General features: G+C 72.6%; 22 protein-coding genes. 9 read left to right on the top strand and 13 right to left on the bottom strand.

Going from position 1 to position 23129, the window contains the following annotated elements:
• Nucleotides 1-23: 23 nt before the first annotated feature.
• Both ACYVLJ_RS41075 and ACYVLJ_RS41070 read right to left on the bottom strand, forming a co-directional pair.
• Nucleotides 24-1820, bottom strand: a complete 1797-nt coding sequence (locus ACYVLJ_RS41075; RefSeq protein ID WP_451974479.1) for a penicillin-binding transpeptidase domain-containing protein — start codon at nucleotides 1818-1820, stop codon at nucleotides 24-26.
• A 61-nt stretch (nucleotides 1821-1881) separates the two neighbouring features.
• Nucleotides 1882-2736, bottom strand: a complete 855-nt coding sequence (locus tag ACYVLJ_RS41070; protein WP_451974481.1) for a GNAT family N-acetyltransferase — start codon at nucleotides 2734-2736, stop codon at nucleotides 1882-1884.
• An 88-nt stretch (nucleotides 2737-2824) separates the two neighbouring features.
• Between ACYVLJ_RS41070 and ACYVLJ_RS41065 the strand changes: the two genes are divergently transcribed.
• Complete coding sequence (locus tag ACYVLJ_RS41065) at nucleotides 2825-3052, top strand: DUF4177 domain-containing protein (RefSeq protein ID WP_460442758.1); 228 nt, start codon at nucleotides 2825-2827, stop codon at nucleotides 3050-3052.
• Here the strand turns inward: ACYVLJ_RS41065 and ACYVLJ_RS41060 are convergent.
• Both ACYVLJ_RS41060 and ACYVLJ_RS41055 read right to left on the bottom strand, forming a co-directional pair.
• Entirely contained in the window at nucleotides 3034-3426 is a 393-nt protein-coding gene (locus tag ACYVLJ_RS41060) for a VOC family protein (RefSeq protein WP_460442757.1), read from the bottom strand. The genes ACYVLJ_RS41065 and ACYVLJ_RS41060 overlap by 19 nt on opposite strands.
• Nucleotides 3423-4229 carry a helix-turn-helix domain-containing protein gene (locus ACYVLJ_RS41055; protein ID WP_460442756.1) on the bottom strand — a complete coding sequence of 269 codons (807 nt, stop codon included), beginning with the start codon at nucleotides 4227-4229 and terminating at the stop codon, nucleotides 3423-3425. Before ACYVLJ_RS41055 ends, ACYVLJ_RS41060 begins: the two co-directional genes overlap by 4 nt.
• Before the next feature lie 83 nt (nucleotides 4230-4312).
• Here ACYVLJ_RS41055 and ACYVLJ_RS41050 point away from each other — a divergent pair, with 83 nt between their 5' ends.
• A complete protein-coding gene (locus ACYVLJ_RS41050) occupies nucleotides 4313-4567 on the top strand; it encodes a hypothetical protein (protein ID WP_086683462.1) in 255 nt (84 codons plus the stop codon).
• Here ACYVLJ_RS41050 and ACYVLJ_RS41045 read toward each other — a convergent pair.
• From ACYVLJ_RS41045 to dxr, 4 genes are all read right to left on the bottom strand, one after another.
• Entirely contained in the window at nucleotides 4556-5209 is a 654-nt protein-coding gene (locus ACYVLJ_RS41045) for a class I SAM-dependent methyltransferase (RefSeq protein ID WP_460442755.1), read from the bottom strand. The two genes, ACYVLJ_RS41050 and ACYVLJ_RS41045, sit on opposite strands and share 12 nt — an antisense overlap.
• Nucleotides 5184-6335, bottom strand: a complete 1152-nt coding sequence (ispG, locus tag ACYVLJ_RS41040) for a flavodoxin-dependent (E)-4-hydroxy-3-methylbut-2-enyl-diphosphate synthase (protein WP_451974491.1) — start codon at nucleotides 6333-6335, stop codon at nucleotides 5184-5186. The genes ACYVLJ_RS41045 and ispG overlap by 26 nt, the downstream gene beginning before the upstream one ends.
• Nucleotides 6336-6453: 118 nt before the next feature.
• On the bottom strand, nucleotides 6454-7668 hold the full coding sequence (locus tag ACYVLJ_RS41035; RefSeq protein ID WP_460442754.1) for a M50 family metallopeptidase: 1215 nt from the start codon (nucleotides 7666-7668) through the stop codon (nucleotides 6454-6456).
• 3 nt (nucleotides 7669-7671) lie between these two features.
• On the bottom strand, nucleotides 7672-8874 hold the full coding sequence (gene dxr / locus ACYVLJ_RS41030) for a 1-deoxy-D-xylulose-5-phosphate reductoisomerase (RefSeq protein WP_460442753.1): 1203 nt from the start codon (nucleotides 8872-8874) through the stop codon (nucleotides 7672-7674).
• A 178-nt stretch (nucleotides 8875-9052) separates the two neighbouring features.
• Between dxr and ACYVLJ_RS41025 the strand changes: the two genes are divergently transcribed.
• Together ACYVLJ_RS41025 and ACYVLJ_RS41020 are read left to right on the top strand one after the other, a co-directional pair.
• Complete coding sequence (locus ACYVLJ_RS41025) at nucleotides 9053-9310, top strand: DUF2631 domain-containing protein (RefSeq protein WP_460442752.1); 258 nt, start codon at nucleotides 9053-9055, stop codon at nucleotides 9308-9310.
• 25 nt (nucleotides 9311-9335) lie between these two features.
• A complete protein-coding gene (locus ACYVLJ_RS41020) occupies nucleotides 9336-9995 on the top strand; it encodes a peptidylprolyl isomerase (RefSeq protein ID WP_460442751.1) in 660 nt (219 codons plus the stop codon).
• A gap of 59 nt (nucleotides 9996-10054) precedes the next feature.
• Here the strand turns inward: ACYVLJ_RS41020 and ACYVLJ_RS41015 are convergent, their stop codons facing one another.
• Nucleotides 10055-11824 (bottom strand): MFS transporter, encoded by a 1770-nt coding sequence (locus ACYVLJ_RS41015; RefSeq protein ID WP_460442750.1) that lies wholly within the window; start codon nucleotides 11822-11824, stop codon nucleotides 10055-10057.
• A 271-nt stretch (nucleotides 11825-12095) separates the two neighbouring features.
• Nucleotides 12096-13541 carry an aminotransferase-like domain-containing protein gene (gene pdxR, locus ACYVLJ_RS41010; protein WP_460442749.1) on the bottom strand — a complete coding sequence of 482 codons (1446 nt, stop codon included), beginning with the start codon at nucleotides 13539-13541 and terminating at the stop codon, nucleotides 12096-12098.
• Between the two features lie 28 nt (nucleotides 13542-13569).
• Here pdxR and ACYVLJ_RS41005 point away from each other — a divergent pair, with 28 nt between their 5' ends.
• Nucleotides 13570-14370 (top strand): L-histidine N(alpha)-methyltransferase, encoded by an 801-nt coding sequence (locus ACYVLJ_RS41005; protein ID WP_460442748.1) that lies wholly within the window; start codon nucleotides 13570-13572, stop codon nucleotides 14368-14370.
• On the top strand, nucleotides 14367-14603 hold the full coding sequence (locus tag ACYVLJ_RS41000; RefSeq protein ID WP_451974507.1) for a hypothetical protein: 237 nt from the start codon (nucleotides 14367-14369) through the stop codon (nucleotides 14601-14603). The genes ACYVLJ_RS41005 and ACYVLJ_RS41000 overlap by 4 nt, the downstream gene beginning before the upstream one ends.
• On the opposite strand, the gene ACYVLJ_RS40995 is transcribed toward ACYVLJ_RS41000, so the two are convergent.
• The 3 genes from ACYVLJ_RS40995 to ACYVLJ_RS40985 form a co-directional block, all read right to left on the bottom strand.
• Nucleotides 14528-17764, bottom strand: a complete 3237-nt coding sequence (locus ACYVLJ_RS40995) for a tetratricopeptide repeat protein (RefSeq protein WP_460442747.1) — start codon at nucleotides 17762-17764, stop codon at nucleotides 14528-14530. The two genes, ACYVLJ_RS41000 and ACYVLJ_RS40995, sit on opposite strands and share 76 nt — an antisense overlap.
• 237 nt (nucleotides 17765-18001) lie before the next feature.
• On the bottom strand, nucleotides 18002-18730 hold the full coding sequence (locus ACYVLJ_RS40990) for an alpha/beta fold hydrolase (RefSeq protein ID WP_451974511.1): 729 nt from the start codon (nucleotides 18728-18730) through the stop codon (nucleotides 18002-18004).
• 32 nt (nucleotides 18731-18762) lie between these two features.
• Nucleotides 18763-19371, bottom strand: coding sequence for a TetR/AcrR family transcriptional regulator (locus ACYVLJ_RS40985; protein ID WP_460442746.1), 609 nt, complete (start codon nucleotides 19369-19371; stop codon nucleotides 18763-18765).
• A gap of 49 nt (nucleotides 19372-19420) precedes the next feature.
• Between ACYVLJ_RS40985 and ACYVLJ_RS40980 the strand changes: the two genes are divergently transcribed.
• Genes ACYVLJ_RS40980 through ACYVLJ_RS40970 form a run of 3 tightly spaced genes read left to right on the top strand, consistent with a single transcriptional unit; the run spans nucleotide 19421 to nucleotide 23037 of the window.
• A complete protein-coding gene (locus ACYVLJ_RS40980; RefSeq protein ID WP_460442745.1) occupies nucleotides 19421-20878 on the top strand; it encodes an MFS transporter in 1458 nt (485 codons plus the stop codon).
• A gap of 9 nt (nucleotides 20879-20887) precedes the next feature.
• Nucleotides 20888-22150: a cytochrome P450 gene (locus tag ACYVLJ_RS40975; RefSeq protein ID WP_460442744.1), complete on the top strand. Its 1263-nt coding sequence runs from the start codon at nucleotides 20888-20890 to the stop codon at nucleotides 22148-22150.
• Entirely contained in the window at nucleotides 22150-23037 is an 888-nt protein-coding gene (locus ACYVLJ_RS40970) for a LysR family transcriptional regulator (RefSeq protein ID WP_460442743.1), read from the top strand. Before ACYVLJ_RS40975 ends, ACYVLJ_RS40970 begins: the two co-directional genes overlap by 1 nt.
• The last annotated feature ends 92 nt before the right edge of the window (nucleotides 23038-23129 follow it).

Raw genomic sequence — 23129 nt, 5'->3', positions numbered from 1 at the left:
GCCTCCACCTTACGACGGCCGGGTCAGCCGACCGCCGCCAGGAACCGGTGGGCGGCCTGCACCGCCGGTTTGGACGAGCCCGCTTCGGTCAGCAGCACGGCGAACGCCAGGTCACCCCGGTAGCCGACGAACCAGCCGTGCGAGCGGGAGCCGTCGCCGAACTGGGCGGTCCCCGTCTTGCCCGCGACGTCGGGGATGTCCCGCAGCCCGGTCGCGGTGCCCGACGTGACGACCTCGCGCATCATGTCGCGCAGCGCGCCGAGGACGTCGTCCGACGGCGCGTCACCGACGTTGTTCGTGGCCGCGGGCATCCCCTTGACCAGCGACGGCGTCGGCACCTTCCCGGCCTGCACGGTCGCCGCCGCCAGCGCCATGCCGAACGGGCTGGTCACCACCGTGCCCTGGCCGAAGCCGTTCTCCGCGCGCTGGACGGCCGAGTCGCTGGCCGGGACGGCCCCGGTGACCGTGGTCAGGCCGGGGACGACGAAGTCGGCGCCGATCCCGAACGAGCGCGCGGCGTCGGTGAGCGCCGACGCCGGGAGCCCCGCGGCGAGCCGGGCGAAGGTCGTGTTGCACGAGCGGGCGAACGCCGTCTTCAGGGGGACGCGCCCGAGGTCGAACCGGCCTTCGTTGGGGATCACGCGGTTCTCGACCGTCGTGGTGCCGGGGCAGTCGACCGGGCTGCCGGCGTCGACGTCCCCGGTCGCCAGCGCGGCCGCCGCCGTGACGATCTTGAACGTCGACCCCGGCGGGAAGCGGCCGGCCAGGGCCAGCGAGCCTTCGTCGTCGGCGGCCTGGTTCTGCGCCACGGCGAGGATGTCGCCGCTCGAGGGCTGGATCGCCACCAGAGCCGCCGGGTACTGCTCGGTGTCCAGCGCCTTCTCGGCGGCGTCCTGGATCTTCGCGCTGAGCGTGCTGGTGACCGCGGGCGACGGCCGCGGCGGCTCGGCCCGCAGCTCCGAAACCTCGCCGCCGGTGACGTCCCGGGTGACGATCCGCCAGCCCGCCGCCCCGGCCAGCTGCTGCTCGACCAGGGCGCGGATGCCGGGGAGGACCTGCTGCCCGGAGCCGCGCGCGACCGGCAGCAGCCGCTCCTGGCTGGCGAACCGGACGCCGGGCAGGTCGTAGATCACCGGCTTGACGCGCTGGTAGTCCCCGGCCCGCAGGGTGATCACCGAGTAGGCGTCGCCGGGCTTGGTCTTGCTCATCCCGTCGAGCACCGAGCGGCCGGTGACCGACGGCTCGTACCGGTGCAGCGCCTTGGCGAGCGACCCGGCGACCGCGGTCGCGTTGCCGGTCTTCTGCGGGTCGACGACCACGCCGACCACGGTCTGCGGGCGCATCAGCGGCACGCCGTCGCGGTCGAGGACCGGCGCGGTCTCGGGCGGCTGCGGCACCAGGCCGAGGGTCTGGCCGACGGCCAGCTGCGGGTGCACGACCGTCGGCTGCCAGTGCACCTGCCAGCCGTTCTCGGCCGCGCGCAGCTGGGCGTCGGCGCGGTAGCTCCAGGTGCGGCCGTGCGGCAGGTGCCAGGTGAGCTGGTAGCCGGCCGTGACGGTGTCGCCGTCGGCCGGCTCCTTCACCGCTTCGTCGTCGACGTCCAGCGACTCGGGTTCGAGCACGCCGCGGACCTGGGACAACACGGTCTTGGCGGCGTCCGGCGAGTCGGTGTTCGCCGCCGCGGCGGCGATGTCCCCGGACGCGAAGGCGTCGAGGAAGGCCGAGAGGGCGTCCTCGGGGCTGTCGCCCGAGCACCCGGCCGTGGTCGCGGCGGCGAGCAGCAGCACCGCGAGCGCACCACGGCGCCGACGTGCACTCATGGCGAGATAATGCCTGGTCAGCGCGCTGCGACGGCCTCGAAACGCCGCCACGGAAGAGTGGCTAGAAGAGCACCGTCGCGTACTGGCCGACCTGCTGGAAGCCGATCTTGCGGTAGGCCGCGAGGGCGGGGGTGTTGAACGCGTTGACGTACAGGCTCGCGGTGCGGCCGAGGCCTTTCACGAGCCGGTTCACGACGGCGGCGGTGCCGGCGGTGCCCAGGCCGTCGCCGCGGCGGTCCGGGTGCACCCAGACCCCCTGGATCTGGCCGACGGTCGCGGACATGGCGCCGATCTCGGCCTTGAAGACGACTTCGCCGTTCTCGAACCGGGCGAACGCGCGCCCGGCGCCGATCAGCTCGGTGACGCGGGCGCGGTAGCTGGCGCCGCCGTCGCCGCTGCGCGGGTCGACGCCGACCTCTTCGATGAACATCGCGACGGCCGCGGGCAGGTAGCGCTCCAGCTCGTCGGGCCGGACGGGCCGGACCAGCGGGTCGGCCTTGACGAGCGGGGTGCTGTCCAGGGCCATCAGCGGCTGGTCATCGCGGACTTCGCGGGCCGGACCCCACTCGTCGGCGAGCTCGTCCCACAGGCCGAGGACCTGCTCGGCCGGGCCGACCAGTGAGGAGCAGGTTCTCTGTCTCCGCAGGGCACGGTCGGCGAAGGAGCGCAACGCGGGCGCGTTGCCGCGGAGCGGGATGAGGTTGGGGCCGGAAAAGCACAGCCCTTGGAGCCGGCCGGCGCGGACCGGTCGGCTGTCGGCAGCCCAGAGCTCACCACCGAGCCGCCACGGGTCGAGGCCCGCGGCCTCGACCCGGGCGCTGACCATGCAGCTGCCCACCGGGTCGGCGGCGAGCGCGGCACGGACCGCCGGATAGTCCCGATCATCGAGCAGCCGTGCACCTGCAAGCCGCAACACGCGCTCCAGGGTGCCAGATTCGGCTCGCAAACGGAACGCGAGCCCGCCGACACGCTGGGATGAAGGGTCCGCGGGCGGAATCGGGCCGATGCAGCTGTTCACGGACAAGGTCGTCGAAGTCCGCGAAAAGCTCATCGGCGGCAAGCCCGAGAAGCTCCTGAACGACCACGGGGTCGACGGGTGGCAGCTGAAGGCCATCACCCCGGCGGAGGTGAAGGGCCGGGTCGGGCCCGGCGGAGTGGGGGCCTGCTGGCCACGTTCGAGCGGTCGGTGGGCTGACCCGCGACGCCGGGGCGATCAGGGAGCGCCTCGGTAGGTGCCGAACGTCCAGGCGTTGCCTTCCGGGTCGCGGAGGCTGAACGTGTGGGAGCCGTAGCCGGTATCCGTCAGCCCGGCCGTGATCTCCGCGCCCGCCGCCTTCGCGCGCTCGTGGATTTCGTCCACCTCGTCCGACACCACGTACACCGCGCCCGTGCCGGGCTTCATCGCGTCGTGGACGCCGTCCGGCGGGCGGACGCTGCCCAGCATCACGGCGCCACCCTCGGGCCAGCGCAACTCGGCGTGGGCGATCAGGTCGCCTTCGGGCACCACCAGCGCCTCGGTGAAGCCCACGACGTCGACCAGGAAGCGGATCGCCGCCGGGGCGTCGTCGTAGCGCAGGGCGGGCCAGACGTTCGGCTGAGGAGTCATACCGGCGAGTTTTGCCCGGCCGCCACCTCCTCGTCTTGGAGGAACGGGAGCTCCTCGGCGATCCACGTGCCCGGCGTGCACCCGGCCAGCGCGCGCCACTCGTTCGTCAGGTGCGCCTGGTCGTAGTACCCGCACTCGACGGCCAAGCGCGCCAGGTCCGTCTGCCCGGTGCGCAGCAGCCGCCCGGCGCGCTCGAACCGCAGCACCCGCGCCACCTGCTTCGGGGGCAAGCCCAGCTCCGCGCGGAACCGTTCGCTCAGGTGACGGCGGCTCCAGCCCACTTCGCCGGCCAACTCCGCGACGCGGACCTGGCCGTCGGCGCCGCGCATCCGCCGCCACGCCTCCCCCAGCTCGGGCGCCGGTGCCACCGGCGAGACCGCCCGGGCCGCCAAGACGTCGTCGAGCAGCGCGAACCGCTCGCTCCACGTCGGCACCGAGCGCAGCCGGTCCGGCAGCGAGCCCAGGCCGAACTCGGCCAGATCGGCCACCTCGCCGCTCAGCTCCGCCGCCGTGACGCCGAACAGCGTGCGCACGCCCAGCGGGTCGAGCTCCAGTTGCAGCCCTTCCTGCGTGCGGTCCTGCCGGATCAGGACCGCGCGCGTGTGCAGGCCGCCGACCAGCGCCTGCAGGCTGCGCCCGGCCATCCGGACCGGCCCGGCCAGGCTGATGACCAGCGTCACGTGCCGGGACGGCAGGCCGCGGTGGACCGGCAGCGTCACCTCGTCCTGCGCGTATCCGACATAGCGCGTGACCAGGGGCCGCACCACGGGGTGCGGCTCGTGAACAGCCCAGGTCACGGTCACGAATGCCAGCGTAAACGTCACCACCGACAGTTCCGGTTCTGATAACACGGAGGGTGCGTCCCCCACCGCGGAAGGAACACCCGATGACGATCCAGGAGCAGGCGCAGCAGCTGGAGCTGCTCGCCGACCAGGTGCCCACCGGCATCGCGCTCGCCACCAAGAGCGACCTCGAAGACCTGCAGGCCCAGGTGCTCGGCCTGCTCGGGGAGACGTCGACCGCGACCGCGATCCAGGGCTCCATCCAGCTCGCCGCGCAGCAGATCGACGAGGTCGCCGCCGCGCTGGAGAACGTCCGCCTGCAGATCCGGGACGCCGCCCAGCACCACCTACAGGGCTGATTCGTAGTACGAGTGGACGGCGGGCTGGCCGGTGTAGTTCGGGCCGGCCCGGTCGTCCGCGCCGAGGTAGCGGAACGGCAGCGTGCCGGTGAAGTGGCCCTGACGACGGATGCGGCGAGCCCGCGCGTCATAGGTGAAGCCCGCCGCGCGCAAGGCCGGGAGCAGCCGTCGCGCGCCACCCGGCAGGCGGACGCCGGCGGCGTCGAAGTTCGCCACGAACACGCCGTCCTCGCTCAGCCACGACACCGCCCGCAGCAGCGCGCCGAGCTTGTCGCCGACGTAGTGCAACCCGTGCACGCAGGTCACGAGGTCGAACCGGCCCGCGGGCACCCACGTCGTGATCGACGCGGTCTCGAACCGCACGGGCCCGGCCGCCGCGAAGGACCCGGCCAGGTCGACACCGGTGATGTCCAGGTCCGGCCGGGTCGCCGCCGCGTCGAGGAGCGCGCGCCCGCTGCCGCAGCAGAGATCCAGCCACCGCGCGCCCGGCGGCAGGCCCGGGATGTCGAAGCCGAGGACCCGCGAATACCCGTCACGACCGGCCAGCCGCCGGTCGCGGTTCATCGCGTTGTTGGCCACGACGGACGACGCCTCGAGGACGTCGTCCGGGAGCAGCTCAGCCAGCGGTGACGACCGGAGCACCCTCGCCGAGGGACTCCCCCGACTCTTCGGCGATGCGCATGGCCTCTTCGATGAGCGTCTCGACGATCGCGTGCTCGGGCACGGTCTTGATGACCTCGCCCTTGACGAAGATCTGGCCCTTGCCGTTGCCCGAGGCGACGCCCAGGTCGGCCTCGCGGGCCTCGCCCGGGCCGTTGACGACGCAGCCCATGACGGCCACGCGCAGCGGGATCTCCATGCCCTCGAGCCCGGCGGTGACCTGGTCGGCGAGGGTGTAGACGTCCACCTGCGCGCGCCCGCACGACGGGCACGACACGATCTCCAGCTTGCGCGGGCGCAGGTTCAGCGACTGCAGGATCTGCGCGCCGACCTTGACCTCTTCGACCGGCGGCGCGGACAGCGAGACGCGGATCGTGTCGCCGATGCCCTGGCGCAGCAGCGCGCCGAACGCGACGGCCGACTTGATCGTGCCCTGGAACGCCGGGCCCGCCTCGGTGACGCCGAGGTGCAGCGGGTAGTCGCACTGCTCGGCCAGCAGTTCGTACGCACGCACCATGACCACGGGGTCGTTGTGCTTCACGGAGATCTTGATGTCGTGGAAGTCGTGCTCGGCGAACAGCGACGCCTCCCACAGCGCGGACTCGGCCAGCGCTTCCGGGGTCGCCTTGCCGTACTTGTCCATGATCCGCTTGTCCAGCGAGCCGGCGTTGACGCCGATCCGGATCGGCGTGCCGTGGTCCTTCGCGGCCTGCGCGATCTCCTTGACCTGGTCGTCGAACTTCCGGATGTTGCCCGGGTTGACGCGCACCGCGGCGCAGCCGGCCTCGATGGCGGCGAAGACGTACTTCGGCTGGAAGTGGATGTCCGCGATCACCGGGATCTGCGACTTCTTCGCGATCGCGGGCAGCGCCTCGGCGTCGTCGGCCGACGGGCACGCAACGCGGACGATGTCGCAGCCCGCGGCGGTCAGCTCGGCGATCTGCTGCAGGGTCGCGTTGACGTCGGAGGTGAGCGTCGTCGTCATCGACTGGACGGAGATCGGGAAGTCGCTGCCGACGCCGACCGGGCCCACCTGGAGCTGGCGGGTCTTGCGGCGCTCGGAGAGGACGGGCGGGGGCAGGGCTGGCATACCGAGTGCGACGGTCACGGCCTCCAGCGTACCTACCCCGACCGGGCCACCTTCACCAAGTCAACCGTCACGGTGAGCAGTATTACGCCCGGTGCCACCCGCCACGGAGGGGCCGGAACCCCTCCGTGGCGGGGCGCTACTGCAGACGAATCGGGTTGACGATGTCCGCTGTCACCGTGAGTAGCGTCACCGCACCCCCGATGAGCACCAGCACCATCGTGATCCCGGACAGCTTCGTGTAGTCGACGGGACCGCCCGCCGCCTTGCCGCGCAGGCCCCGGATCCAGTCGCGGACGCGCTCGTACCAGACCACCGCGATGTGCCCGCCGTCGAGCGGGAGCAGCGGCAGCAGGTTGAACACGCCGATGAAGAAGTTGAGGCTGGCCAGCAGGAAGAAGAACAGCACCCAGATGCCCTGCTCGACGGCCTCGCCGCCGATCCGGCTCGCGCCGACGACGCTGACCGGGGTGTTCGGGTCGCGCTCGCCGCCGAAGATCGCGGTGACCACGGCCGGGATGCGCTGGGGGAACTCGACGAGCCGCTGCGCCGTCTCGGAGAACATCGTGCCGGTGAAGCCGAACGTCGCGCCGACCGCGGCGACCGGGCCGTACTGGGTGGTCACGGCGGGCTGCTTCGGGGAGGCGCCGATCATGCCGACCGTCTTGACGCCGGCGCTGGTCCAGCGCTGCACCTGCGGCACGTCGACGACGAGCGCGAGCCGCTGGTCGCCGCGCTGGACGTCGAACTCGGTGCGGCCCTTGGTGGCCTGCACGGCGGCGAGCATCTCGGTCCAGCTCGCGACCGCCTTGCCGCCGACGGCGAGGATCTTGTCGCCGGCCCGCAGCCCGGCGGCCTCGGCCGGCCGCACGGCACCCGGCGGGCAGTCGGTGGCCTTGGCCTGCTCCTCGGTCGTCGCCGCCCGCGCACACGACGTCGACGCCAGCACCGGCGAGGTGTCGGCGGGGGTCAGGTTCGGCAGCCCCATCGTCACGGCCATCAGGTAGAGCACGACGAAGCCGAGGATGAAGTGCGTGATGGACCCGGCGGACATCACGACGGTGCGCTTCCAGGTCTTGAACCGCCACATCGCGCGCGGCGCCTCGTCCGGCGTCACCTCGTCGAGCGCCGTCATGCCCGCGATGTCGCAGAACCCGCCGAGCGGGATCCACTTCAGGCCGTATTCGGTCTCCCCGCGGCGCCACGAGAACACCGTGGGCCCGAAGCCCACGAAGTACCGGCGGACCTTCATGCCGAAGGCCTTCGCGGTGATCATGTGGCCGGCCTCGTGCAACGCGACGGAGACGCAGATCCCCAGCGCGAAGAGCACCACCCCGATGATGTAGGCGAGCACCCGCTACTTCCCCTCGATGATCGAACCGGCCCGCGCGCGAGCCCAGCGCTCGGCGGCGAGAACGTCCTCGACGTCGCGCGGTTCGCGACGCCACTCGTCGGCGGCTCCCACCACCTCGGAAACAGTGTCCACTATCGACGTGAAGCGGGTGTTCTGCGCGAGGAAAGCGGAGACGAGCTCCTCGTTCGCGGCGTTGTAGACGGCGGGCAGGCAGCCGCCCACGGTCCCGCAGTGCCGGGCCAGCTCGACCGAGGGGAAGGCCTCGTTGTCGAGCGGCTCGAACGTCCAGGTCGCGGCCTTGTCCCAGGTGCAGGCGGGCGCGGCGCCGGGCACCCGGTCCGGCCAGTGCAGCGCGAGCGCGATCGGCAGCCGCATGTCGGGCGGGCTGGCCTGGGCGATCGTCGAGCCGTCGGTGAAGGTCACCATCGAGTGAACGATCGACTGCGGGTGCACGGTGACGTCGATCCGGTCCGGCTCGATGCCGAACAGCAGCGCCGCCTCGATGAGCTCGAGGCCCTTGTTGACCAGGGTCGCCGAGTTGATCGTGATCAGCGGGCCCATCGACCAGGTCGGGTGGGCCATCGCCTGCTCGACGGTGACGTCCGCCAGCTCCTCGCGCCTGCGGCCGCGGAACGGGCCCCCGGAGGCGGTGAGGACGAGCCTCGCGACCTCGTTCTCCTTGCCGGACCGCAGGGCCTGCGCGATGGCGGAGTGCTCGGAGTCGACCGGCACGAGCTGGCCGGGCTTCGCGGCGGCGAGCACCAGCGGACCGCCGGCGATGAGGGACTCCTTGTTCGCGAGCGCGAGGGTGGCGCCGGTGGCGAGCGCCTTGAGCGTCGGCTCGAGGCCGCGGGAGCCCGGCAGGGCGTTGAGGACGGTGTCGACGGGGACGGCGTCGATCAGCTCGGTGACGGCGTCGGACCCCGCGAAGAGCCGCGGCAGCTTGAAGTCCCCCTGGGAGTAGCCGCGCTTCTGCGCTTCGGCGTACAGCGCGAGCTGCACGTCTTCGGCGGCCGTGGCCTTGGTCACGGCGACGGCTTCGACGCCGTGGGCGAGCGCCTGCGCGGCGAGCTTGGCCGGATCGGCGCCGCCCGCGGCGATGCCGGCCACCCGGAACAGGTGCGGGTTGCGGGCCGCGACGTCCAGGGCCTGCACGCCGATGGACCCGGTGGACCCGAGCACGAGAACGCTTCGCGAGGTAGTCATCGCGGGTCATTGTCGCGCGGCGCGTCGCCGCGGCGCACCCGGAGGTACACCGTCGCGCGAGCCTGGTTCCGGAAACCCTCGCCGGGGTGTCCGGCGCCACGCGGGGCGTGTCCGCGGCGCACCCCGAGGTGTGGGATCATCAGCGCGTCCGAGGTTCACGGGTCTTGAGGAGTTCATCGTGGCAGGCAAGGCGGTCGAGAAGCGGCGTCCCGAGGTCGACCCGCGCGACGAGCCGTCCGCGGCCTGGGGCTGGCACGGCACGTTCCCGAAGGCCACCCGGGTCGCCGGCTGGGTCAGCGCGATCATCCTGCTCGTGATGCTCAAGGGCAACCACGAGAACAACACCGAGAACGTCTGGCTCGTCGGGCTCTCGCTGTTCCTGATGCTGCTGCTCGTGCTGGACATCCGCAAGCAGCGCACGGCCTGGCGCAAGTAGTTCGTCCTTCGCTAACGTCCCCGGCATGAAGCTGCGCTGGGGTCTGGCTCTCGTCGGTGTCCTGGGTGCCCTGCTGGTCGCTCCGGCGCCGGCATCCGCGTCGGTTCCGGTCGTCCGGTGCACGTTCACGCCGACGCCGTCGAACCCCGCTGCCCGTCCGGTGGTGCGCCCGCTGCCGTTCGCGTCGACGCTCGGGACGGTCGACGTCACCTTCCGGTTCAACTACGGGCCGGTGACCGTCCGGCTGAACCGCGCGGGCGCGGCGCCTTGTGCGGTGCACAACATGGTCTCGCTGATCGCGCAGCGGTTCTACGACCGGTCCCAGTGCTGGCGGCTTTCGAACTCTTCCCGGCTCGGTGTCCTGCAGTGCGGCGACATCTACGAGGTCGAGAAGGGCGGGCCGGGGTACGCCTTCCCCGACGAGGTGACCGGTTCGGAGACCTACCCGCGCGGGACCGTGGCGATGGGGAACCAGGGGCCCGGGACCAACGGGTCGGAGTTCTTCATCGTGCATTCCTTCGCGAACATCCCGGCCAAGTATTCGGTGCTGGGGACCGTGGTCCGCGGGATGTCGGCCATCGACCACATGGTGGCGGACGGGATCATTCCCACCGATCCGAACGGGCCGCTCGACGGCGCTCCGGCACATCCGGTGAAGATCCAGCGGGCTTCGATCGGCTGGTAGCCCAGGACGCGGAAACCCGGGTGCCGCCGGACGCGGCACCCGGGTTTCCGAAACCACCGTCAGCGTTCGCTGGCGGGCGACACCAGTTCGCTCGGGCCGCCGCCGGACTCGCCGGCCACCGCGGCCAGCTCCTCGCCCACTGACTCGCGGTCCTTGGGGCGGGCGTCCTTCGTCAGCAGCGACGCCACCGCGCCGATCAGGCAGACCGCGATCGCGAAACCGAACGCCACCGCCAGGCCCGACTGGAACGGGCCCGAAATCAGGTTCGGGAAGAAGCTGCGGCCCGTCAGGAACGACGCCTGGTCCGGCGGCAGCGCCGACAGCTGACCGCCCAGCAGCTGCTGGATCGGGTTGTAGCCCAGGAACGCCGCGAACAGCACCGCCACCGCCGGGAGGTGGGCGATCTGGTCCGCCGACGCCGCCGGGACGCCGTGCTGGATCAGGCCCTGGCTCATCGTCGTCGGGAGGCTGCTCGACAGGCCCGCGATGATCAGGCTGAAGAAGAAGCCGATCGACAGGACCATCGCCGCGTTCTGGAACGTCGTCATCATGCCCGCGCCGGACCCGCGCGCGTCCGCCGGCAGGCTGTTCATCACCTCGGCGCGGTTGGGCGAGGAGAACATGCCCATGCCGATGCCGTTGATCAGCAGGATCGCGGCGAACGCCCAGTAATTGAAGTTCACCGGGAGCAGGATCAGCAGCAGGAACGTCACGGCGGTGATGAACAGACCGCTCGAGGCGAGCATTCGGCTGCCGATCCGGTCGGCGAGGATGCCCGACGTCGGCGCGGCCACCAGGAACCCGACCGTCATCGGCAGCATGTAGATGCCGGCCCACAGCGGCGTCTGCTCGAACGTGTAGCCGTGCTGCGGCAGCCAGATGCCCTGCAGCCAGATGATCAGGATGAACTGCAGGCCACCGCGGCCGAGCGACGCCGTCAGGTTCGCGATGTTGCCCCACGTGAACGAGCGGATCTTGAACAGCGACAGCCGGAACAGCGGGTTCGGCACCTTCGTCTCGATGATCACGAACGCGACCAGCACCGCGGCGCCGCCGATCAGGCAGCTCAGCACCATCGGGCTGCCCCAGCCGGTCGACGAGGTGCCGTAGGGCTGGATGCCGTAGGTGATGCCGACCAGGACGGCGATGAGGCCGGCCGCGAAGGTGATGTTGCCCCACCAGTCCATCTTCGCGTGCTTGCGGATGCCGGTGTCGTGCAGCTTGAGGTACGCCCAGATCGTGCCGATCACGCCGAACGGGACCGAGACGAGGAAGATCAGGTTCCAGTCGATCGGGGCGAGCACGCCGCCGACGACCAGGCCGAGGAACGAGCCCGCGATGGCCGCGACGCCGTTCATGCCGAGCGCGAGGCCGCGCTGGTTGGCCGGGAAGGCGTCGGTGAGGATCGCCGACGAGTTCGCCATCAGGAAGGCGCCGCCGACGCCCTGGACGATCCGCCAGCCGATCAGCCACAGCGCGGCGGCGTCGCCGTCGAACCAGGTGACGGCCAGCATGATGGAAGAAACGGTGAAGACGGCGAACCCGAGGTTGTACATCCTCGCGCGGCCGTACATGTCGCCGAGCCGGCCGAAGCTCACCACCAGCACGGCGGTGACCACGAGGAAGCCCATGATCATCCACAGCAGGTAGCTGGTGTTGGCGGGCTCGAGGGGGTTGATGCCGATGCCCTTGAAGATGTCGGGCAGCGCGATCAGCACGATCGAGGAGTTGATCGTGGCGATCAGCATGCCCAGCGTCGTGTTGGACAGCGCGATCCACTTGTACCGCGGCCCCAGTTCCGCGATCGAATACGTCCGGCGTTCCGCCACTGTGCAACCCTTCTGCTCGCAAAGTCCCTTAGCTAGGCTAAGCAACTTGCTTGCGTATGGCAACCAACCGGGCGAATCGCCTGGGAGAGCATGATCACACTTGCTTGACCGTCCTTTGTGGATCCTTTACCCCGCTGGGCGGGCGCCGGTCGCGGATGAGGCGTCCGGGGCTGGGGATGGGTCGGGTGCCCTGTGGACGACCGGGGTGCGTGAGGGCGGAACTGTCGGTGGCCGGCGGTAGCGTTGAAACCGGGCCTCGCAAAAGGCGAGGTCAGCGGGCAAGTCTCCCCAGCACCGCGACCCCTTCCGCGATCTCGGTCGCCGTCCGCGCGGCATAGCCCATCACCAGGCCCGGGCGGCCCGGCAGCTGCCGGTGCCACGACAACGGCTGCACCTTCACCCCTTCCTCCAGCGCGGCCGCCGCCAGGGCGACGTCGTCCACCCCCGAAGGGAACGTGATCGTCAGGTGCAGGCCCGCCGCGGCGCCGTGGACCACCGCGGCAGGCAGGTGAGCGGCGAGCGCGCGGATCATCGCGTCGCGGCGGCGGCGATGTCGCGACCGCACCACCCGTAGCTGGCGCTCCAGCTCGCCCGTCTCCATGAGACGGGCCAGCACCAGCTGGGCCAGCACCGCGTTGCCCAGGTCCGCGAACCGCTTCGCCGCCACCAGATCGTCGCGGAACCGGGGCGGGGCCAGCAGCCAGCCGACCCGCAACGCCGGGGCCAGCAGCTTCGAAACGCTTCCCGTGTAACAGACTTCCGGCAGCATCGACCGGACCGCCGGTACCGGCGCGCGGTCGTAGCGGTGCTCCGCGTCGTAGTCGTCCTCCACCACGATGCCGCCGTCGGCCGCCCAGCTCATCAGGGCGCGGCGGCGCTCGCCGCCGAGGACCACGCCCGTGGGGAACTGGTGGGCCGGGGTCAGCAGCACCGCCGGGGCGTGCAGGTCCGCCACGCGCAGGCCGTCGTCGTCCACCGGGACAGGTGGGGTGGCCAGGCCGCAGTGGTGCAGGTGCTGTCGGGCGCCCAGGGAACCCGGGTCCTCCACCGCGATCTCCGCGACGCCGTGCTGCCGCAGCACCTCCCCCACCAGCGTCAGCGCCTGCGCCACCCCGGACACCACGATGATCTCGCCCGGGTCCACCCGGATGCCGCGGTTGCGCGCCAGCCAGTGCGACACCGCCAGCCGCATCGCCGGGGCGCCGCGCGGGTCGCCGTAGCCGAAGTGGGACGGCTCGAGCTCGTCCAGCACCGCGCGCTCCGCCCGCAGCCACGCCGCGCGCGGGAACGCCGTCAAGTCCGGCACGCCCGGCGTCAAGTCGATCCGGGCCGGGGCCGCCCGGACCGCGTCGAACACCTCGACGCCCGGCAGCGGCGTGATCACCTTCGCGGGCACGCGCACCGGCGCCGGGTCGGGCGCCGTCACCGGGGCGGCGACCACCACCGTGCCCGCGCGGCCGCGGCCCGCCGCGTGGCCGTCGTCGATGAGGCGCTGGTAGGCCTCGGTGACGACGCCTCGCGAGACGCGCAGCTCGGCCGCCAGCACCCGGGACGCGGGCAGCCGGCCGCCGACCGGGAGCCGGCCGTCCGCGACCGCGGCGCGCAGCTGTCCGGCCAGCCAGTCCGCGAGGCCGCCCGGCGGTGCCTCGCGGACGTCGAGCTGGAGGAAGTCCGAGCCTATGGACCCCTCCGGAAGCGGCGTTTTGGCCCTGTCCATCGAGCCATTGTCGCAGCACGCTGGGTTCATGGACACCACCTACGTGCACGGGTACACCGCCCCCGAGGCGCGCCGGCTCGGCGACCAGGCCGACGCCCTCGCCGAGCTGTTGCACGACGGAACCGCCTACCCCGCCGGCAGCCGCGTGCTGGAGGTCGGCTGCGGCGTCGGCGCCCAGACCGGCCACCTCGTGGCCCGCAGCCCGGACGCGCACCTCACCGCGGTCGACATCTCCGCGGACTCCCTCAGCCAGGCAAGAGCCCGGATCAGCGCACCCGTCGAATGGCGGAGAGCCGACCTGTTCGCCCTCGACGGCGAGTACGACCACCTCTTCGTCTGCTTTGTGCTCGAACACCTGCCGGACCCAGGGAAAGCCTTGACGCACTTGAAAACCCTGCTCCGGCCGGGCGGCACGATCACCGTCATCGAGGGCGACCACGGCTCGGCGTTCTTCCACCCGCGCAGCGACCACGCGCAAGCCGCGATCGACTGCCTGATCCGGCTGCAGGCCGGCGCCGGCGGCGACGGGCTCATCGGACGACGGCTGTACCCCCTGCTCGCCGAAGCCGGTTTCGACGACGTGAAAGTCGAGCCGAGGACCGTCTACGCCGACGCGTCGAAACCCGGTCTCGTCACCGGGTTCACCCGCGACACCTTCACCGCGATGGTCGAAGGCATCGGCGAAACGGCCGTCGCGCAAAAGCTGACCACCGCACGGGAATGGGCCCGCGGGATCGCCGACCTTTACCGCACCACCAGGGAATACGGCACCTTCCATTACACGTTCTTCAAGGCAACAGCGTCATCCACTCCGGGAGGAGCACCATGATCATCGCCGTTCTCGCCGCCGTTGTGCTGCTCGCCTGGGCGCTCGACCACGCCTACCGCCGCCGTCCGTACCCGCGGAACCGGCTGGCCGGCAGCACCGACGTCTTCGACCGCGACGTCCAGCGCCTCGAAGGCGACCTCGTCGCCGACGAGCGGCACTACCCGGCGGCACGTTCCAAGGCCGCCAAGTGGTCCCGGACCCGGATCGCGCCGGGCACGCACTCCGCGGCGTAACAGGCCAGCGCGCGTTCCCAGTGTTCGCGCGCGGTCCCTGGCTCGCCGAGTCCACTGTGGACTTCGCCGAGCCCGCAGTGAGCGCGGCCCTGCTCGGGACGGCAGCCCGTTTCCTTCGCCACGGCCAGTGCTTCGCGGTGGTGGGTGAGCGCGTCCGAGGACGCGCCGCGCGCTGCCGCGAGCGTGCCGAGGCTGTTCAGCACCCGGGACTCCACGCCCCGGTCACCGCATTCGCGGGCCAGGCCCAGTGCCTCTTCGAGGTGCTGGGCCGCTTCGTGCACACGGCCCTGCGCCAGCCGGACGTCGCCGAGGTGCTTGAGCGCGACGCTGCGGTTGGTCGGGCTTCCGGTCTCCTGCGCGATTTCCAGCGCGCGTTCGAGGTGCGCCGCGGCTTCCGGGTACCGGCCGCGCGCGTGCTCGACGTCGCCGAGGATGCCCAGCGCGTAGCCTTCGCTGACCCGCACGCCCATCGCGTGGAAGTGCTCGAGTCCTTCCGCCAGCGCCGAAGCGGCTTCGTCGTGCCGCCCCAGCGCGGACAGCGAGTCGCCCAGGTTGACCAGCGCGTAGCCCTCGCTGGTGCGGTCGGCCGTGTCCCGGGCCAGCGCCCGCGCATCTTCGAGGTACCCGATCGCTTCGCCGTACCGGCCGATGCCGCGGCAGGAGCAGCCGAGTACGACGAGCACGAGTCCTTCGCTGGTGCGGTCCCCGGTTTTCCGGGCCAGGGACAGGGCTTCCGTCGAGTACGTGATCGCCTCGGCGAACCGGCCCAGCGCCCGGCAGACCAGGCCGAGGGTGTTGAGCACGTGGACTTCGGTGCGCCGGTCGCCGGTTTCGCGGACCAGGACGAGCGCTTCTTCCAGGTACCGCAACGCTTCCCGGGACCGCCCGACGCGCCAGTGGCCCAGCCCGATGAGCGTGAGCGGCTCGGCCTGGGTCCGGTCGCCGGCGTCGTGGGCCAGCGCCGACGCGTGCGTGTGCAGCACCAGGGCTTCTTCGTGGTAGCCGCCGACGTCCAGGTAGTGCCACAGGATCCCGGACAGCAGCCGCAGGTGGTCGGGCCAGCCGTGCCGCGTCGCGTGCGCGGCGACGGCCAGGAGGTTGCGCCGCTCGGCCTCCAGCCACGGCTGCGCGTCGATCACCTTGACGTCCGGGTCCGGCACCTGCGGGCGCAGGTGCCGTTCCTGCGGCAGGACGGCGTCCATCGCCTGCGCGGCCGACCGGACGTAGAAGTCGAACAGCCGCTCCTGCGCGCCACGGCTCTCGACCGCGTCGGCGGCCGCGAGCTCGGCGGCGTAGACGCGCAGCAGGTCGTGCAGCTGGACGCGGTCCTGGCCGGTCTCCTGCGCGAGGTGGGCGCGCACGAGCGAACCGGTCAGCCGCTCGGCTTCCGGCAGGGGGACGTCGGCGAGCGCGGCGATCGCGGCCGGGGTCAGGTCGCGGCCCGGATGCAGGCCGCAGAGCCGGAACACGCGCGCGGCGTCGGCCGCCAGGTGCCGGTAGGACCACGAGAACACGGCGCGGACCGCGGTCAGCGGGTCGCCGCCGCCGTCGAGGAGGTCGAGCCGCCGCCGTTCGTCGGCCAGTTCGGCGGTGAGCGCCGTGAGCCGCTCCCCCGGGCGGCTCAGCGCCAGCTCCGCCACCAGGCGCAACGCCAGCGGCAGCCTCGCCGAGTAGCGGATCAGGGCATCGGTGGCCTCGGGTTCGTCGTCGACGCGCCGGCCGAGCAGCGTCCGCAGCAGGTCGCGGGCCTCTTCCTCGGTGAGCAGGTCGACGACGACGCGGCGCGCGCCGTGCCGGGCGACCAGTCCCGGCAGCGCGTCGCGGCTGGTCACCAGCACCAGGCACGACGGGGAGCCGGGCAGCAGCGGGCGGACCTGCCCGACCGAGCCGGCGTTGTCGAGCAGCAGCACCATCCGGCGGCCGGCGAGCACCGTGCGGAACTTCGCGGCGCGCTCGTCGGGCTCGGCGGGGATGTCCGCGCCGTCGACGCCGAGGGCGCGCAGGAACCCGGACAGCGCGTCGCCGGGCTCGACCGGCCGGACCGTGCCGTAGCCGTGCAGGTCGAGGTAGAGCTGGCCGTCGGGGAACTCGTCACGCGAGCGCTGGGCCCAGTGCACGGCGAGGGCGGTCTTGCCGACCCCGCCGGTCCCGGTCAGGACGGCGATGCGCGCGCCGGTGCCGTCGCCCTTCCGGAGGCCGTCCAGCTCGGCCAGCTGGGCCGTGCGGCCGCGGAAGCCGGCGACGTCCGCGGGCAGCTGCGCGGGGACGCGCGCCGGCGGCTCGGGCCCCGCGAAGTCCTGCCGCAGCACCTGGCTCTGGGCCGCGCGCAGCTCGGGACCGGGCCCGATGCCGAGTTCGCCGTCGAGGCGGTTCCGGATCTCCTCGAACACGGCCAGGGCGGCGGCCTGCCGCCCGGACGCGGCGAGCACCAGCATCAGCCGGGCGTGCGCGGACTCGTTCAGCGGCTCCTCGGCGGTCAGCACCCGCAGCTGCACGGCGGCGTCCTCGGGGTCCGCGACCTCCGCGTAGGCCATCACGGCCTTGGCGCGCCGCATCCCGAGCGCCAGCCGGGCGGGGTGCTGGCGCAGCCGCCCGACGTCGGCGAGTGCCGGGCCGCGCCAGAGTTCGAGGGCCGCGCGGTGGTCGTCACGCGCCAGCAGGGCCTCGAACCGCAGCAGGTCCAGCTCTTCCGGGCCCGCGGAGAGCCGGTAGCCGCCCTTGTCGGTGGTGATGAGGTCGGCGGGCCGCAGCGCCCGCCGCAGCCGCGCGACATAGGTGTGGACCAGCTCCAGGCACGACGGCGGCGGCTCGTCCCAGATGACGTCGACGAGGTCCTCGCGCCGCACGGTCCGGTTCGGCTGCAGGGCCAGCATCGCCAGCAGCAGGCGCTGCTTCTCGGCGCCGATCTCGACCGGGGAATCCCCGCGCAGCACGGTGAGCGGCCCGAGCACGCCGATCCGCACCGGTTCGGGAGGGGCTTCGGCAAGCGCTTCCCGCAGGCGGCGTTCCGTCTCCGGCCGGGGCCGCCGGACGCTGCCGCGCTCGGCGTTGCGCACCGCCCGCAGGCTCAGCCCGGCGCGCTCGGCCAGCTGGGCCTGGGTGAGGCCGGCGAGCACGCGGCGTTCGCGCAGCCATCCGGCGAACGACAGGCCTTCGTCCACAGATCCTCTCCCCGGGTGCCCGCAGCGGAACGTACCCCTCCAGCATCACGATCGTGCCGCTTTCCCTGTACCACCGAACGGCGAAGATAACCGTTTCCGCAGGTACTGATCGTGACGACGGCCGGGCTGGCGGGTACAGGCGTTCGTCCACCGCGACTTCTTAGGCTTTTCGCGTCCGGTGGTGGCGAGGGGTTCGGAGCAGCCGTCGAGTGGGGTACGACGGCTGCACCCGAGCCTTCAGACGCCGAAGCGCTCCAACAGAGCGCGGACGGCGGCTGGGTCCTCGACATGGGCGTTGTGTCCGAGACCGGCGAGGACGACCGCGTCCGGGTCCAGCGCGCGTAGCTGTTCCGGGCGGCACATCGGGTCGTTCTCGCCCGCCGCCAGCACGACCGGGCACCGCGCCGCGGCGAGCAGCGCCGGCATGTCCGGTGCGCCGACGCCGAACGCGGCCGGGTCCATCGCGAGGCGCCAACCTCCCTCGGTCTCGCGAAGCCCGGCCGGGTCCGCGGGCGCGATCCCGAGCAGCCCGGACACCTTGAGGTACGCCTGCTCGGCGTCTTCGCGGGTCTCGAACACCCGCGCCGGGCGAGCCGCGAAGCTCGCCGCGCGCCCCAGGTCGTCCTGGCTCCACTCCACCTTCACGCCGAGCGCGAGCACGCCCGCGACCTCGACGTCGTACTTCCCGGACGCCAGTTCCAGCGCCAGCACCCCGCCGAGCGAGTGCCCGGCGACGACCAGCGGGCGGCCGTCCGGCAGGGCCCGCGCGAGGGCCGCGGTGAGCGTCTCGAAGCTGTAGTGCGGCAGTGGCGAGGACGGGCCGTGGCCGGGCAGGTCGGGGACCAGGACGCGCCGGTCGAGCAGCACGGAGAAGTGGGCCCACACGGCGCCGGTCGCGCCCAGGCCGTGCACGAGGAGGACGGCCGGTTCGCCCTGGCCGCCGGTGCGCATGTTCAGCGTGTCCATCCCGGCAGCCTGCCCGAGCGGGCCGCCCGGAGCTAGGGGGCGACGCCGCCGCGGAGGGCGTCGAACAACGCCTCCAGCCGGACGCGCTGGCCGGCGGCCACGTCGTCCGGCGGGTCCCCGGCGATCAGCCGGCGGGCCATCTCCACGAACACCGTGCCGTACCCGGCGACGAAGAAGGCCGCGTACAGGGCCGCGTCGCCGTCGAAGGCCGGGTCGCGGGCCAGTTCCCCGGCGAGGACAGCTTGGAGTTCGGCGCTGATCTCCCGGGCGCGGGAGAGCAGCGCGGGCGAGCCCGCGACGGTCCGGAAGAACGCGGCCGACCCGTCCGCGAGGCCGGAAACCGGGTCGCGCTCGTCGAGGAGACGCAGGGTGGTCGTGCGCAGGGACGCCGTCACGTCGGTGCCGGGCGCCCGGTCGCGCACGGCCGCGCGCAGGACGTCGACGGCGTCGGCCGAGCGGTCCAGGAAGAGGTCTTCCTTGCGCGGGAAGTGCTTGAAGACCGTGACGCTCGAGACACCGGCCTCGCGTCCGACCTCGGCGACCGTCACGTCGTCGAACCCGCGCTCGAGGAACAGCCGGGCCGCGACCCCCGCGATCTTCGCCCGCGTCTGAGGCCCGCCGCGCGCACTGGTCCTGGGCATCCGAGCACCCTCTCTTGTGTCACTAAACTTAGTCAGTTAACGTAGTGGCGTGTCCTCCGAACGTGCCACCGCCATTCTGGCCGCACCCCGCGCCCCGCGATCGCTGCGGGAAGCCTGGGTCGCCCTCGCGGGCCTGTCCGCGGTCTTCCTCTTCGAGATGCTCGACAACTCGATCCTCACCGTCGCGCTGCCGACCATCGGCCGCGACCTGCACGCCTCCACCACCGCCCTGCAGTGGGTGACCGGCGCCTACGCCGTCGTCTTCGGCGGCCTCATGCCGGCCTTCGGCACGCTGGCCGACCGGTTCGGCCGCCGCCGGATCATGCTCGCCGGGCTGGTCCTGCTCGGCGCGGCGAGCCTCGCCACCGCGTTCGTCACCAGCGCGGAGCAGCTGATCGCGGTCCGGGTCGTGATGGGCGTCGCCGCCGCGATGACCACGCCCGGGTCGATGGCGCTGGCCTTCCGGCTCTTCGACGACGACGGCCTGCGCGTCCGCGCGACGACGATCATTTCGACGGTGGGCCTGGCCGGGCTCGCGGTCGGCCCCACCACCGGCGGCTTCGTGCTCGCGCTCGTGCCGTGGCAGGCGCTGCTGCTGGTGAACGTGCCGATCGCGGCGCTCGCCTTCCTCGGCATCCGCGGCGGCATCGCCGCGGACGACCCCGCGAGCCTGCACCGCGACCCGTTCGACGTCCCCGGAGCCGTGCTCGGCACCGCGACCGTCGTGCTCGCGCTCGTCGCCCCGACGCTGTTCGTCGACGAAGGCGCCGGCTCGTGGGTGCCCTGGGCGGTCACGGCCGCGACCGTCGCGGCGGCCGCCGGCTTCGTCCGGCGCGAACGCTCGGCGCGGCACCCGCTGCTCGACCTGGACCTGGTCGCCCGTCCGCTCGTCTCCAGCGGCCTGGCCTACAAGGCCGCGTCCGGGCTGGCGACGGCCGGGCTCGGCTACCTGGTGACCCTGCAACTGCAGCTCGACTGGGGCTGGCCGCCCGTGCTGGCCGCCCTCGGGATGCTGCCCCAGGTCGTCGTCCTCGTCGCGGGCGGCACGCTCGTCTCGCCGTTCGTGAACCGCGTCGGCCTCGAGCGGGCCGCGTGGCTCAGCGCGTCGGCGGTCGTGGCCGGGCTCGCGGTCTACGCCGTGCTGGGCCGGTTCGGCTACGTGTTCGTCGCGCTCGCGCTCGTGCTCGTCGCCGCCGGGATGCGCGTGGTCGGCGTCGTCGCCGGGGTCAACGTGCTGCGCGGCCTGCCGGAGAACCGCACCACGATCGGCGCGGCGCTCACCGACACCGCGACCGAGGTGACCTCCGGTGCGGGCATCGCCGTCTCCGGCACGCTGCTCGCCGCCCTCTTCACCGGCGCCATCGCGACCCCGCACTGGACCGGCCGGCAGACCGCCCAGTTCCGGGAAGCCGTCACGATCGCGGGGCTCACGCTCACCGTCGTCGCCGCGGCACTCGTCGCCTGGGGCTTCCTCCGCATGCGGCGCGCGGCCCGCGACAACGGTTAGATTCAGTCCGTGGGGATCACCGATCCGGACACCTACGTGCGAGGTGTCCCGTACGACGAGCTGGCGCGGCTGCGGGCCGCGTCGCCGGTGGTGCGCGTCGACGACTTCTGGGCCGTGCTGCGGCACGCCGACGTGCGGCGGGTCCTGCGCGACCCCGGGCTGTTCTCCTCGCAGCTCGGCGGGACGCAGATCCGGGACCCGGCGACGTCCGCGGACCTCGCCTACGTGCGCCGGATGATGCTCAACATGGACCCGCCGGAGCACGGCCGGCTGCGCGGGCTGCTCACGAAGGCGTTCACGCCGCGCGCCATCGCGAAGCTGACTTCGCAGATCGAGACGTGGGCGCGGGACCTCGTCGCCGCGGTCGCCGACGACGGCGAGTGCGACTTCGCGAAGGTGGCCGCCGACCTGCCGCTGCTCACGCTGGCCGGGGTGTTCGGCGTGCCGGAGCGGGACCGGCGGCTGATGTACGACTGGAGCAACCGGGTCATCGGCTACCAGGACGCCGAGTACGCGGTCAGCGCGACGGTGTCCGAAGCCGACGTCACCGACCTGGCGCGGGCCGCGCTCGCCGTCCGCCCCTCCCCCGGCCCGGACGGCTCGATGCCGGATCCGCGCACCCGCGCGGGAATGCCCGATCTCTACGCGTACGCGAACGCGTTGGGCGACTACAAGCGCTCGCACCCCGGCGACGACGTGATGAGCAACCTGATGCAGCACGTCGGCGCCGACGGCGGCCGCGTCCCGCTCGCCGAGTTCGAGAACCTCTTCTGGCTGTTTTCCGTGGCGGGCAACGAAACCCTGCGCAACGGCCTGCCCGGCGGGATGCTGGCGCTGCTCTCACACCCCGCGCAGTACCGGCGGTTGCTGGCGGACCGGTCGCTGCTGCCGTCGGCGGTCGAGGAGATGCTCCGCTGGTGGACGCCGGTCATGAACTTCCGGCGGACGGCGACCGCCGACGTCACTCTGTCCGATGTGGACATCCGCGCCGGGGACAAAGTGGTGGTTTGGTTCTCCTCGGCCAACCGCGACCCTGCCGTGTTCGACGACCCGGACGCGTTCGACATCTCCCGGACGCCGAACGACCACCTGACCTTCGGCCACGGCCCGCACTTCTGCCTCGGCTCGCACCTGGCCCGCGTCCAGCTGCGGGCGATGTTCGCCGCGGTCCTCGACCTGCTGGGCGAAGTCTCCCTGGCCGGGGACCCGGTGCGACTGCGGTCGACCTTCCAGAACGGCCTGAAGTCGCTGCCGATCCGCTGGTCCCGCTGATGGAGATCCGCGAACTGCGGGCGTTCGTCGCCGTCGTCGAGGCGGGCGCGATGTCGAAGGCGGCACGCCAGCTGCACGTCAGCCAGCCGGCGCTGTCCCAGACGATCACCGCGCTGGAACGGCGGCTGGGCGTCCAGCTGCTGGTGCGCACCAGCACCGGTGTCCAGGCCACGGACGCCGGGACGACGTTGCTCGGCGAGGCCCGCGCGGTTCTGGCCCGGCACGACCAGGCCGTGGCCACGATGGGCCGGCACACCGCGACCGGCGTGCTGCGCGTCGGCGTTCCCCTCGAGCTGCCGCCGGACCTGCTGCCGTCGGCGCTCGCGCGGCTGGCGGAGGCGTACCCGGACACGCGGGTGCAGGCACGGCACCTGTCGTCGGTGGCGCAGGTGGCGGCGTTGCGGGCGGACGAGCTGGACGTCGGGCTGGTCCGCGAACGCCCGCCCGGGCCCGACCTCGACGCGGCGCTCGTCGTCACCGAGGACGTGGGCGTCCTGCTGGCGACGGACGTCGCGGAGAAGCTGGGCTCGCCCGTCCGGCTGGAAGACCTCGCGGGGCTGGAGTGGTTCGCCTTCCCGCGCGCGGGCAGCCCGGCCTGGTACGACGAGCTGGCGGCGACCCTGCGCAGCCACGGCCTCGACGTCGGCCCGGAAGTGCCCGAGGAGCAGCGGCTGATCGTCGAGCTGAAGATCCCGGCGGTCAGCGCGGGCGGCGCCTACGCCTTCGCCCCGCCAGAGTGGCCGTACCCGACGCCGGACACCGTGCGGTGGCTGCCGCTGGCGGGAAACCCGATCGTGCGACGGACCTGGGCCGTGTGGCCGGCGACGTCGCATCGGCGGGACGTCGCGGAGTTCGTCGCCGCGCTGGAAGACCATCGGCGGGACTGATCACGGGCATAAGGAAGGCCGAACGCTCGTCCGGAAGTCCTTTTCCGTGGTCGCGCTTGTACCTCGTGACGGACATCGGGAACGAGGAGTTG

Source organism: Amycolatopsis stemonae, from assembly GCF_054781455.1.
This window is presented reverse-complemented; position numbering and strand designations above follow the sequence as displayed.

Excerpts from the sequence above, each read along its gene's own strand:
- ACYVLJ_RS41075 (WP_451974479.1), bottom strand. The coding sequence starts at position 1,820 with ATGAGTGCACGTCGGCGCCGTGGTGCGCTCGCGGTGCTGCTGCTCGCC.
- ACYVLJ_RS41065 (WP_460442758.1), top strand. The coding sequence starts at position 2,825 with ATGCAGCTGTTCACGGACAAGGTCGTCGAAGTCCGCGAAAAGCTCATC.
- ACYVLJ_RS41060 (WP_460442757.1), bottom strand. The coding sequence starts at position 3,426 with ATGACTCCTCAGCCGAACGTCTGGCCCGCCCTGCGCTACGACGACGCC.
- ACYVLJ_RS41050 (WP_086683462.1), top strand. The coding sequence starts at position 4,313 with ATGACGATCCAGGAGCAGGCGCAGCAGCTGGAGCTGCTCGCCGACCAG.
- dxr (WP_460442753.1), bottom strand. The coding sequence starts at position 8,874 with ATGACTACCTCGCGAAGCGTTCTCGTGCTCGGGTCCACCGGGTCCATC.
- ACYVLJ_RS41020 (WP_460442751.1), top strand. The coding sequence starts at position 9,336 with ATGAAGCTGCGCTGGGGTCTGGCTCTCGTCGGTGTCCTGGGTGCCCTG.
- pdxR (WP_460442749.1), bottom strand. The coding sequence starts at position 13,541 with ATGGACAGGGCCAAAACGCCGCTTCCGGAGGGGTCCATAGGCTCGGAC.
- ACYVLJ_RS41005 (WP_460442748.1), top strand. The coding sequence starts at position 13,570 with ATGGACACCACCTACGTGCACGGGTACACCGCCCCCGAGGCGCGCCGG.
- ACYVLJ_RS41000 (WP_451974507.1), top strand. The coding sequence starts at position 14,367 with ATGATCATCGCCGTTCTCGCCGCCGTTGTGCTGCTCGCCTGGGCGCTC.
- ACYVLJ_RS40990 (WP_451974511.1), bottom strand. The coding sequence starts at position 18,730 with ATGGACACGCTGAACATGCGCACCGGCGGCCAGGGCGAACCGGCCGTC.
- ACYVLJ_RS40985 (WP_460442746.1), bottom strand. The coding sequence starts at position 19,371 with ATGCCCAGGACCAGTGCGCGCGGCGGGCCTCAGACGCGGGCGAAGATC.
- ACYVLJ_RS40970 (WP_460442743.1), top strand. The coding sequence starts at position 22,150 with ATGGAGATCCGCGAACTGCGGGCGTTCGTCGCCGTCGTCGAGGCGGGC.